An 11,712-nucleotide genomic window follows, 5' to 3' on the forward strand; every position below is an offset into this window, starting at 1 on the left:
CGCGGTCTAGAGAAACGGCCCTGACGGGATACATCAAAGGGGGACGGCGGTGCGGAGTTCTGCCGCGGCCACACGCGCGAAGAACTGGATGATCGACAAGGCGCTTCCGCTATGGCGGGAACGCGGCGTTGATCCCGCGCGCGGCGGATTTGTCGAACGTCTCACCCTGCAAGGCGAGCCGGACTATCACGCCATCCGGCGCCTGCGCGTACAGGCCCGCCAGATCTATGTTTTCTCCCATGCTTCCATCCTTGGATGGGACAGCGGCGGCAAGACGCTGGCGGCGAACGGATTCGACTATCTGGTCGATCGCGGCTGGCGCGCGGACGGCGAACCCGGCTGGGTTCACCTGCTGACGCCCGAGGGGAAAATCGAAGATCCGCGCCGAGACGCCTATGACCATGCTTTCGTCCTTCTGGCCTGCGCATGGGCGTACCGCGCCACCGGCGATTCGCAGATTCTGGACGTGGCTGAAGAAACCCTCGCCTATCTGGACGAGGCGATGGGCGCGAAAAATGGCGGCTGGCTGGAAGGCGCGCCGCACGCCGGCCCGCGCCGCCAGAACCCGCACATGCACGCGCTGGAAGCCTTCCTCGCCCTCTATCAGGCCACGGGCGAACAGCGCTGGCTGGACCGGGCGCTGGATGTTTTCAAGCTGTTCGAAACGCACTTCATGTGCGGCGATAGCGGCCGCCTGACCGAGTATTTCGAAGATGACTGGCGCCCCGCCAACGGCGCCCACCGCGACCGGTACGAGCCCGGCCACCACGCCGAGTGGATCTGGCTTCTGCACCGTTACGCTCAGGAAACCGGCGCCGACACCGCCGACCACGCTGCCGCCCTTTATGACTACGCCGTCAATCGCGGCATGGACCGCCACAGCGGCTTCTTCTGGGACGAAGTGACCGGAACCGGCGAAATCCGCCGCGCCAGCCGCCGCTGCTGGCCCCAGACGGAGCTTCTGAAAGCCCGGCTGGCGCGTATCGAGGCCGGAGCGAACGGCGAGGCGCGCGAGGAAGCGGAGGCGACGCTGGACGCCCTGATGGATGTTTATCTGACGCCGCAGCCCGAGGGCGGCTGGATGGACCGGTTCGACGCCAAAGGGCGCCCGGCCGCCGACGCCATTCCCGCCAGCACGCTTTACCACCTGATGTGCGCGTTCGCCGAAGCCGACCGGGTTCTGAACGCGAAAGAGGATTCATGACCGACAAGACCGTCGTCACGCCGGTGATCATGTCCGGCGGGTCGGGCACGCGCCTGTGGCCGATGTCGCGGCAGGCCCGGCCCAAGCAGCTGCGCGCCCTGATGAGCGATCACACGCTGCTGCAGGAAACCGCCCTGCGCGCTTCCGGCGAGACGGGCGATGTGACGTTCGGCGACCCGATCATCATCTGCAACGCCGCCCATCGCGAGGAAATCGCCGCGCAGATGGACGCTGTCGGGATCACCCCGGCCGCCATCGTGCTGGAGCCGGTGGGCCGCAACACCGCGCCCTGCGCCGCCGCGGCCGCAGCCCTGATGGCGGAAACCGGCGAGGACGGCCTGATGCTGCTGCTGCCCGCCGACCATCATATCCGCGACGCGGAAGGCTTCCGCGCCGCCGTGGCGCGCGCGGCCGGCGCGGCGCGGGACGGCGCGCTGGTCACGTTCGGCATCCGCCCGGACGGGCCGGAGACCGGCTATGGCTATATCCGCCGCGGTGAAAAATCCGGCGCGGTCTATTCCGTCGACCAGTTTGTCGAGAAACCGGACCGCAAAACCGCCGAACGCTATCTGGAAGAAGGCCTGTATTCCTGGAACGCGGGCATCTTCCTGTTCCGCGCCGACCGCCTGGCCGAGGAAATGCGCGGCCAGTGCCCGGAGATTCTGGACGCCGCAGCCGCCGCGCTGAAGGCCGCCCTGCGCTCCGACGGCGTGATCGCGCTGGACCCGGCCATCTTCGCCGACTGCCCGTCCGACTCCATCGACTATGCGGTCATGGAAAAGACCAGCCGCGCGGCCGTCCTGCCCATGGATATCGGCTGGAGCGATATCGGCTCCTGGTCGGCGCTGTGGGAGCTGGCGGACAAGGACGAAGCCGGCCTCGCCGCCCATTCGGACCGCGTGATCGCCATTGGCGCCAGGAACAGCTATGTGCGCAGCGACGGTCCGCTGGTCGCCGCGCTGGGCGTGGAGGACCTGATCGTCGTGGCCTCCGGCGACGCCGTGCTGATCGCCCGCCGCGACGCGGTTCAGGACGTGAAGAAAGTGGTCGAGGAATTGAAAGACCGCGGCCGCAAGGACCTGGTCTAAGCCGGCTTCACCGACGCCACGCAGCGCGCAATCGCGTCCCGCCAGGCTGGCAGGGCGATCCCGGCCGCTTCCCGCAGCTTTGAACAATCCAGCCGCGAATCCGCGGGCCGCGGCGCCGGCGCGCCCCAGGCCTCGGTCGTGGTCGGCGAAACCGACGCTTCATGGCCGAGGCGCCGCACCTCGTCCGCAATCGCCTCGCCCACCTCGAACCAGCTCGCATCCCCGGCGCCCGCCGCGTGATACAGGCCCGGCTCCGCCGCGCCCTCCAGACGCGCCTCGGCCAGTTTGAAGATTGCCGCGGCGAGGTCCGGCGCGAAGGTCGGATTCAGCGTCTGGTCCGCGACGACGTTCGCCTCGCCCGCCTCGATCAGGCGGCCGGCGACGGCGCGCACGAAATTGCGGCCCTCATCGTCAAACACGCCGGACGTGCGGACGATCACCGCTTCGGGGTGCGCCGCGGCGACGGCGGTCTCGCCCGCATATTTGGATTTTCCATAGACCCCCGCGGGATGCGGCGCGTCCTCTTCGGTATAGGGCCGGCCCAGCTGGCCATCGAACACATAATCCGTGGAAACATGGAAGAAGGCCGCTCCGGCCTTCTCCGCCGCATCGGCGGCGGCGGCCGCGCCTGTTTCGTTCACCGCGAAAGCCGCGTCCGGCTCCTCTTCCGCCTTGTCGACGGCGGTGTAGGCGGCGGCGTTGATCACCAGCGCCGGCGCGGTCTTGGCGATGGCGTCGCGCACGCTGCGCGGATCGGTCAGATCCAGCACCGGACGCCCCAGCGCTGTTGCCTCAAACCCGCTCTCGCAGCTCTGCAGCGCCCGCGCCAGCTGGCCGGAGCTTCCAAGGATGAGCGCCAGTCTCCGAGCCATGGGCTTAAGCGAAATCCCGCGGCAGGGCGTCCAGTTTCGGCCACTGGGTGTCGCGCTCCGACTGCACCGGCGTTTCCAGCCAGTCCGGCCAGTCGAACCCGATCACCGGATCGTCCCAGGCGATGCCGCGCTCATGTTCGGGCGAATAGAAATCCGTCGCCTTGTAGAGAATGGTCGTGTTGTCCTCGAGGGTGAGGAAAGCGTGCGCGAACTGTTCGGGCAGGAACAGCGCCTCGCGTGATTCGGCGCGCAGCTCATAGGACGCGCTCTGCCCGAAGGTCGGCGAATCGGGGCGCAGATCGACCGCGACATCCAGAACCGCCCCGGACACCACCCAGATCATCTTGCCCTGCGCCATCGGCGGCGCCTGATAGTGAAACCCGCGCAGCGTCCCGCGATTATTGGAAACCGACCAGTTATCCTGAACGAAGCGGGCGGGCAGCCCCGCCTCTTCCATCCGCCGTTCGGAGAACAGCTCGGAAAACCATCCGCGCGAATCTTCAAAAGCCGGCGGCTTGAGCTTCATGAATCCGGGCAAAGCGAGTTCGGTGGCGAATTCTGCGCTCATAATAGTCCTTCTGGGCGGGAATAAGCTGCTATAAATGCGGGAATTAAGGCTGTCACCGGCTCTGCGGGCTTGTCACCCTTCTATCACACCGCCTAAAGAGGCCCGCAACGCATGGCGTGAGCCAAAGTTCTGGGAAATACAGCGGATAGACGCACATGAAAGTGATCGTACTCGGTGGCGACGGCTTCTGCGGCTGGCCGACCGCGCTGCACCTCTCCAACGCGGGACACGACGTGATCATCGTCGACAATCTGTCCCGCCGGAAAATCGACGTGGAGCTGGAGGTCGAGTCCCTCACCCCCATCCGCCCGATGAGCGAGCGCCTGACGGCGTGGAAGGAAGCCACCGGCAAGGATATCCGCTTCGAGAATTTCGACATCGGCCAGGATTATGACCGTCTGGTCCGCCTGATTGAGGATGAACAGCCTGACAGCATCGTTCACTTCGCCGAGCAGCGCGCCGCGCCCTATTCCATGAAAAGCGCGCGTCACAAGCGTTACACCGTGGACAACAACCTGAACGCCACCAATGACGTTCTGGCCGCCATCGTGGACGCCGAAAAGGACATCCACCTCGTCCATCTCGGCACGATGGGCGTCTATGGCTACGGCACTGCCGGGATGAAGATCCCGGAAGGCTATCTGAAGGTGAAGCTGGATACGCCCGAGGGCGAAGTGGAGAAGGAAATTCTCTACCCGGCCAATCCGGGGTCGATCTATCACATGACCAAGACCCAGGATCAGCTCTTCTTCTATTTCTACAACAAGAATGACGGCGTGAAGATCACCGATCTTCACCAGGGCATTGTCTGGGGCACCCAGACAGAGGAGACTCGCAAGGACGAGCGCCTGATCAACCGCTTCGATTATGACGGCGATTACGGCACCGTGCTGAACCGTTTCCTGATGCAGGCCGCCGTCGATTACCCGATGACCGTGCATGGCACAGGCGGCCAGACCCGCGCCTTCATCCATATTCAGGACACGGTGCGCTGCATCCAGCTGGCGGTGGAAAACCCGCCCCAGTCCGGCGAGCGCGTGCGCATCCTCAACCAGATGACCGAGACGCACCGCGTCCGCGATCTGGCGAAGATGATTTCCGACATGACCGGCGCGGAAGTGGCCCAGGTCTCCAACCCGCGGAACGAGGCGGACGAGAACGACCTGCATGTGGAGAACGACACCTTCCTGTCCATGGGCCTGAAGCCCATCACCCTGGCCGAAGGCCTGATGGAGGAAGTGACGGAAATCGCGAAAAAATACGCGGGCCGCGCGGACAAGAGCAAAATCCCGTGCACCTCGGTCTGGAATTCCGGCAAGGAAGCCGGCGCGCCCAAGCCCAAACTCGTCGCCGGCTAATCTGAAGGCGGGCCGGATATCATGCCGGCGGTCAGCGTCATCATCGTTGCCTATCAGAGCGCGGACTGCCTGCCGCGCTGCCTGAGCGCGCTGGCGCATCAGAGCTTCCGCGATTTCGAGATTATCCTGATCGACAACGCCTCGCCCGATGGCGGGCCGGACGAGTCTGCGCTTCCCGATAACGCGCGCCTGATCCGCAACGCCGAAAACCGGGGCTTCGCCGCCGCCAATAATCAGGGCGCGGCGGAAGCCAGGGGGCGCTGGATCGCGCTTCTCAACCCGGACGCCTTCGCGCGGCCCTCTTGGCTGGCCGAGCTGATCGGCGCGGCGGAGCGCCATCCCGATCACCGCATGATCGGCTCGCTGCAACTGATGGACGAGGACGACGACGTGCTGGACGGCGCGGGCGATGTCTATCACGCCTCGGGTCTGGCCTGGCGCGGCGGGCATGGCGACCCGGCCGGCATCGCGCCGATCCGCGATGCGGAAATCTTCGGCCCCTGCGCCGCCGCCGCCCTCTATGACCGGGAGATGTTTCTGGCCGCGGGCGGCTTCGACGAACGCTATTTCTGCTATTTCGAGGATGTGGACCTGGCCCTGCGCCTGAACCTGAAGGGCGAGCGCGCGCTGGTCGCGCCCAGGGCCGTGGTGCGCCATGTCGGCTCCGCCAGCTCGGGCGGGCGGCGGTCGGACTTCGCCGTCTATCACGGCTTCCGCAACCGCCTCTGGACCTTCATCAAGTGTACGCCCGCCCTTGTCCTGCCGCTGGCCGTCCCCTGGCATCTGGCGGCGACGCTGGCGCTATTGGCGATCCACACCGCGCGCGGCGGCGGCAAGCCGGCGTTCCGGGGGCTGTGGGACGGGCTGCGCGGCGCTGGTGAGTTCTGGCGCGCGCGAAAAAGCGCCCTCCCGGCGGAGGACGCTTTCCGCGCCTATGGGCGCGCCGTTTCGTTCAGCCTGACCGCGCCGCTATTTCGCGGCATCCACGAGAAGCCGCTGGACTAGAGCGTCTCCGCGCAATTGTAGTCCGGATCGGGTTGTCCCTGATCGTTCCTCGGCACGTCGTCGCCGTTAAGAACGCCCAGAAGCTCCATGTCGAAGACCAGCGCCGCGTTCGGCGGGATAACCCCGCCCGCGCCTTCCGGCCCGTAGGCCAGTTCCGGATGGGCGTAGAGCTTCCAGCGGTCGCCCGGCTTCATCATGGACAGCGCCTCGATCCAGGCCGGGATAAAGCCCGCCGCCGGATAGGCCAGCGGTTTGCGTCCGCCCTCGCGGGAGGAATCGAACACCGTCCCGTCCACCAGTTCGCCGGTATAATCGGCGCAGACCCAGTCGAACGGGCTGGGCGACTCGCCGTCTTCCGGCCCGGCTTCCAGAACCTCGTATTGCAATCCGGATTCGGTGACCTGAACCTCATCGCGCTCCGCGTTCTCCGCCAGCCACGCCTCGGCCTCTTGCAGATTCTCGTCCGCTTCGGTCTCGCCCTGTTCCGGGGCCAGATCCACCGGCCCGGCGTCCGCCTCCCCGCCATCGGCTTCAGGAATATCCTTCCCGGCGTCAGCCATTTCGGTTTCGGCCGGGGCTGAGTCTTGCGCGGCGGCGTCGGTGTCGGCGTCCTGCTGACCGCAGGCCGCGGTGAGAAGCGCCGCCACGGCGGCGGCGGAAAGAGACAGTGCAATACGCATCGGCGGGCTCCAGTCGGAAATGCAAAAGGGCGGGCACGTTACCGCACCCGCCCGTCCGCTTCGAGAGGCTTGAAGCCGATTATCTGTAGACAGCAGGCGTGGCGCGCTATTGCGCGTTCAGCACCTTGTCCAGGAACAGCGTTTCCGCCTCCGACTGGTAGTCGCGGTTGGACTTCTTGCGGAAGCCGTGTCCCTCGTCCATGGCCAGCAAATACCAGGCTTCCACGCCATTCTCGCGCGCCGCCTCCAGCATCTGCTCGGCCTCGCTGGCCGGCACGCGCGGATCGTTGGCGCCCTGGATGATGAACAGCGGCACGCGGATCTTGTCCGCCTGGTTCAGCGGCGCGATCTCTTCCAGATAGGCCCGCATTTCCGGATCGCGCTCATCGCCATACTCGGCGCGGCGCAGGTCGCGGCGATAGCCTTTCGTGTTCTCGAGGAAGGTCACGAAATTGGAGATGCCGACGATATCCACCGCTCCGGCCAGCCGGTCGGAATAATCCACCGCCGAGGCCAGAACCATATAGCCGCCATAGGAGCCGCCATAGACGACCACCCGGTCGCTATCGAACGCCGCCCGGCCGCCGATCCAGTCCAGCAGCGCGCCGATATCCTTCACCGAATCCTTGCGCAACATGGCGTTGTCCAGCCGCACATAATCCTTGCCGTAGCCGGAGGACCCGCGGACGTTCGGCGCGATCACCGCCGCGCCCAGCTCATTCACCCAGTACTGGAAGGTGGAGGAGAAGCCGGGGCGGTACTGCCCTTCCGGCCCGCCATGGATATAGACGATCACCGGGTGCGGCCCTTCGCCCGCGGGCTCATAGACCCAGGCCGGGATTTCGCGACCGTCGAAGCTTTCGAACTTCACCAGCTCCGGCTCCACGAAACTGTCGGCGTCCAGACCGCCCAGCTCGCTGTCCGTCCAGCGGGTCAGCTCGCCGCTTTCCATGTCCAGAACCCAGACATCGCCCGACGAGGTGGCCGAGGAGAAGCTGAAGCCCAGCCGGTCGCCGTCATCGTCGAAATCGACCGAGGAGATCAGCCCCGCCGGCAGGTCCGGCCCGTTGCGGCTCTCGCCGGTCTCCAGGTCCAGGAAATACAGCGTCTCCGTGCCGCCCTCGTTCAGCGTATAGGCGACCGTCCGGTTGTCCGGCGACAGGACGATATTCTCCACGTCCCACTCGATATCGGGCGTCAGCACCTCGATCTCGTCAGTCGCCGGGTCCACCGCCACGATGCGCTGGAACTGGCTGTCCTCGTCGCTGACGCTCAGAACGCGGCCATCGGGCAGGAACTCCCCGCCGCCCCAGGCGACCTCCACCTCGGGCCGGATCTCGTCCAGCTCGCCGGTCTGCGGGTCCAGCGTGTAGAGATGCGAGCGGTTGATCGACTCATATTTGCCGATCAGCAGCGTCTGGCCGTCCGCCGCGAAATCCAGCGGATACATCGCGCCATCGCCTTCCAGCACGACCTCGCGCGAATCCGGGCTTTCCGGATTGGCCATCAGGATATCCCAGTCCGGCTCGGCCGCGGTGGAGCGGAACCACGCCACCCGCTCGCCGTCATCGGACCACAGATAGGAGCCGTTGCGCGTGCCCTCTTCGGTGAAATTCACCGTCTCGCCGCTCGCCAGGTCATACAGCCAGCCCTGATAGAATTCGTCGCCGCCCGTGTCCTTGGAGAAGATGAAGGCGTCGCGCGATCCCTCGCGGATGGAGGCGCCGCCCACCGGCTCGTCATAGAAGGTCAGCTGTTTGCGCGCGCCCATGGGGGCGTCCACCTTGTGGATCTGCGCCACCTCGCCGAACCGCGTGGCGATCAGAACGCCGCCATCAGCGGTGAAGCCGTTGAACCCGGCGCTGCGGGCGTTCTCATAGAGCTGACGGCGGTCCTTCACCGATTGCGGGATCTCCGGGATCCCCTCGATCACCAGATTGCCGCGCTCTATGCGCTCCGGCGCGGCGTCCGCCGCCCCTTCCTCCTGCGCCAGCGCAGGCCCGGCCAGCAGGCCCAGGGCGGACGCCGCCCCGATCAGAATGGTCCGTTTCATGTCTTTCTACTCCCCAGTTGTCAGACAGTTATGCCGATCCGTCAGCTCGCCTCCGGCGGCAGGATCTGCACGCGATACTCGTTGGCGGAATCGAACTGTTCCGCGGCCAGAGATTTCAACGTCTCCAGCGTCACGTCCTCGTAATCGGCGCGCTGCGTGCGGTGGCGCATCAGCGCCTGATCGTCGGTCTGAGCCTCGCTGACCACGCCGATCCAGTAGCCGTTCTGCTCCTGGTTCTCCTCGATATTCTCCAGCAGCGGCCGCCTCGCCCGGTCCAGCTCGTCCCCGGTGAACCGGCCCTCGCGCATGTCGGCGGCCAGCTCTTCGGTGATTTCGAAAAACGGGTCCACGTCTTCCGGCTTCAGATCCAGCATCACCCGGAAATAGCCATAGCCCGGATAGGTGCGGTAGCCGGTATAATAAGCGTTGGGCGAATAGGTCGCCGCCTCCTGCTCGCGCACCCGCTCGGTCAGCTTAAGCTGGAAGATTTCCGCCAGCAGTGACATATGGCGCGCCCGCCGGGCCTCCTGCCCGTCCGGCGCGGGCCAGTAGACCAGCGCCAGCGCCCGGTCCGCCTCGCCCTCGTGCCGCACGGTCGCCGTCTCGCCCGTCTCCGGGAATTCGACGGTCCGCACATCCTCGAAATCGCTGCGCGCCGCCGCGCGCTCCGGGATCGCGCCCAGCGTCCGCGCGACCAGCGCCACGGCCTCTTTCTCGGTAATGTCGCCGACAATGCCGATTTCCAGCGCCGCGTTCCGGCGCGCCGGTTCGATGAAGGCGCGGGAATCGTCCAGCGACCAGGTCTCGACCTCTTCCTCGCCGGGGAAGCCGAAGCGCGTGTCGCCCGAATGGATCATCTGGGTGACGTCGCGGTTCATCACGCCCTGCGGGGTGGAGCCCAGCGTCTTGTAAAAGATGCGGTAGAGCTGCTGGAACTGGGCCAGTGATTCCGGGCGATAGGCCGGATCGGTCATATAGGCCGCCCACAGCTCCAGCTGCGCCTCCAGATCGCCGGGCGTCGTCCGCGCGCTGGCCTGGAACGCGTCGGACGTCGCGCCAAAACTCAGGCCCACCGACTTGCCGGCCATCAGGCGCTGGATCTCGTCGAAGGAATGTTCGCCCAGACCGCCCTGCGCATAGGCGTTGGAGAACAGGAAGCGTTGCCCGCCCTCGCCCTGCGGGGTTTCCAGCGCGCCGCCGCCAAACCGCATGCGCACGCGCACCACGTCATCCTCGAAATCGGTCTGCTTGAAATTCAGCATCACGTTGTTTGCGAAACGGATGCGGGTGATTTCCGGGTCTTCCACCACCTCGCGGGAGATCACCTCCCCCACTTCCCCGAAATCCTGATAGGCGAACTCGGCCGCCGCATCGTCTTCGCGCGGCTCGACCTCCTGCGAGGCGGCGGCCCGGTAGGCGTCCAGAATTTCCGCCTCCGGCTCCTCCAGCGTCTGGCTGGTGGAAAGATACAGCAGCGGCGTTTCGCCTTCCCACTGTTCACGGAACGCCGTCTCGACGGCCTCAAGGCTCAGCGCATCGGCGTTGGCCTCGAAAATCTCGTAGGCGTCGCGCGGATGCACGAACACGTCGTCGCCTGAGAACGACCCGACCAGAGAATTGGCCAGGTTCACGCTCTGCCGGGTATCGGCCTGCTCGGCGGCGTTGCGATAGGCGGTGCGCATATTGGCGATCTGCTCGTCCAGCTCCGCCTGGCTGAAGCCGAACTCCTGCGCCCGGCGCAGCTCGTTCTCGATCACGCCCAGCGCGTCGCCCCATTTCTCCGGCTCCGTAACCGCCGAAACGCTGGCAATGCTGGCGGTTTCCAGGAAATCGCCCTGTCCGGCGCTGGCGCTCAGGAACGGCGCGTCTTCCTGCCGGGAAATCGTCGCGAAGCGGCGGGACAGGATGGCGTTGCCCAGCCCCCGCCGCGTCTGCTCTATCCGGTTTTCCAGCGTGTCGGCCTTGGCCTCATAAGGGTCCAGCACATTGATCGCGATGCTGGTCGGGATGCCTTCCTCCTGGAAATATCCCGCCGAAAGCGCGCGGTCGCTCACCCCGCCCAGATCCGGTTCCGGCCCTTCCGCGCCTTCAACGGTCCAGTCGCCGAACGCCTCGCGGATGCGCCCTTCAATCTCCGCGGCGTCGAAATCCCCGACGGCGACGAAGAAGGCCCGCTCGGGCCGGTAATATTTGCGGTAGAGATCGACAAACCGCTCTCGCTGCGCGTTCGACAGAACCTCCTCGGTCCCGATGGGGAAGCGGCTGGCGGCCAGCGCGTCCGGGAACAGGAAATCGTAGCGCGCCTCGGCGTTGCGGAAGGACGGCGTGTTCCGCACCCGCTTCTCGGACAGCACCACCCCGCGCTCATTATCGATGGCGGACTCCGTCATCGTCAGGTCGTCCAGCTCCGACATCAGGAAGAAGGCGGTGTCCAGCGTTTCCTCGTCTGTTTCCGGCAGGTCCAGCTGGTAAACCGTCTCGTCGAACGAGGTATAGGCGTTGGTGTCCGGCCCGAAGGCGAGGCCCGTCCGCTCCAGGATTTTCACCATGTCGCCCTCGGGCACGTTTTCCGAGCCATTGAAGGCCATGTGTTCGATGAAGTGCGCCAGCCCGCGCTGGTCGTCCGCCTCCATCAGCGCGCCCATATCGATCCGCATCCGCAGGGCCGCGGTATTGGTCGGCGTATCGTTTTCCAGAATGGCGTAGCGCAGCCCGTTCTCCAGCTCGCCATAGACAACGTTCTCGTCCACCGGCAGATCGCTGGCCTGGTGCGGGAAGTCCGGTTGTTCGGCCTCATCGGGTTGCGCGGCGGGGGCGGCGGTCGCGGTCAGGCTCATGGCGAGCGCGCTGACCCAGATCGAAGACGCTTTCATTGAGGCAGTGT

Annotated in this window: 9 protein-coding genes; 4 read left to right on the forward strand and 5 right to left on the reverse strand. The window is 66.0% G+C overall.

What is annotated here, in order from left to right; all coding sequences use genetic code 11:
• The first annotated feature begins 49 nt into the window (after nt 1-49).
• Both L338_RS13235 and L338_RS13240 read left to right on the forward strand, forming a co-directional pair.
• Nucleotides 50-1,204 carry an AGE family epimerase/isomerase gene (locus tag L338_RS13235; RefSeq protein ID WP_022698874.1) on the forward strand — a complete coding sequence of 385 codons (1,155 nt, stop codon included), beginning with the start codon at nt 50-52 and terminating at the stop codon, nt 1,202-1,204.
• Nucleotides 1,201-2,292 (forward strand): mannose-1-phosphate guanylyltransferase/mannose-6-phosphate isomerase, encoded by a 1,092-nt coding sequence (locus L338_RS13240; RefSeq protein ID WP_022698875.1) that lies wholly within the window; start codon nt 1,201-1,203, stop codon nt 2,290-2,292. Before L338_RS13235 ends, L338_RS13240 begins: the two co-directional genes overlap by 4 nt.
• Here L338_RS13240 and rfbD read toward each other — a convergent pair.
• Together rfbD and rfbC are read right to left on the reverse strand one after the other, a co-directional pair.
• On the reverse strand, nt 2,289-3,164 hold the full coding sequence (gene rfbD, locus L338_RS13245; protein ID WP_022698876.1) for a dTDP-4-dehydrorhamnose reductase: 876 nt from the start codon (nt 3,162-3,164) through the stop codon (nt 2,289-2,291). The two genes, L338_RS13240 and rfbD, sit on opposite strands and share 4 nt — an antisense overlap.
• A gap of 4 nt (nt 3,165-3,168) precedes the next feature.
• Nucleotides 3,169-3,732, reverse strand: a complete 564-nt coding sequence (gene rfbC, locus L338_RS13250) for a dTDP-4-dehydrorhamnose 3,5-epimerase (RefSeq protein ID WP_022698877.1) — start codon at nt 3,730-3,732, stop codon at nt 3,169-3,171.
• 155 nt (nt 3,733-3,887) lie between these two features.
• Here rfbC and L338_RS13255 point away from each other — a divergent pair, with 155 nt between their 5' ends.
• Entirely contained in the window at nt 3,888-5,090 is a 1,203-nt protein-coding gene (locus L338_RS13255) for an NAD-dependent epimerase/dehydratase family protein (RefSeq protein ID WP_022698878.1), read from the forward strand.
• A gap of 21 nt (nt 5,091-5,111) precedes the next feature.
• Nucleotides 5,112-6,095 (forward strand): glycosyltransferase family 2 protein, encoded by a 984-nt coding sequence (locus L338_RS13260; protein WP_022698879.1) that lies wholly within the window; start codon nt 5,112-5,114, stop codon nt 6,093-6,095.
• Here the strand turns inward: L338_RS13260 and L338_RS13265 are convergent.
• From L338_RS13265 to L338_RS13275, 3 genes are all read right to left on the reverse strand, one after another.
• Complete coding sequence (locus L338_RS13265; protein ID WP_022698880.1) at nt 6,092-6,775, reverse strand: FKBP-type peptidyl-prolyl cis-trans isomerase; 684 nt, start codon at nt 6,773-6,775, stop codon at nt 6,092-6,094. The two genes, L338_RS13260 and L338_RS13265, sit on opposite strands and share 4 nt — an antisense overlap.
• Nucleotides 6,776-6,881: 106 nt before the next feature.
• Complete coding sequence (locus L338_RS13270; RefSeq protein ID WP_022698881.1) at nt 6,882-8,828, reverse strand: S9 family peptidase; 1,947 nt, start codon at nt 8,826-8,828, stop codon at nt 6,882-6,884.
• A gap of 41 nt (nt 8,829-8,869) precedes the next feature.
• Nucleotides 8,870-11,701, reverse strand: coding sequence for a M16 family metallopeptidase (locus L338_RS13275; RefSeq protein ID WP_022698882.1), 2,832 nt, complete (start codon nt 11,699-11,701; stop codon nt 8,870-8,872).
• Nucleotides 11,702-11,712: the final 11 nt, after the last annotated feature.

It is taken from the genome of Euryhalocaulis caribicus, from assembly GCF_000412185.1.
In the GTDB taxonomy this organism is placed as follows: domain Bacteria; phylum Pseudomonadota; class Alphaproteobacteria; order Caulobacterales; family Maricaulaceae; genus Euryhalocaulis; species Euryhalocaulis caribicus.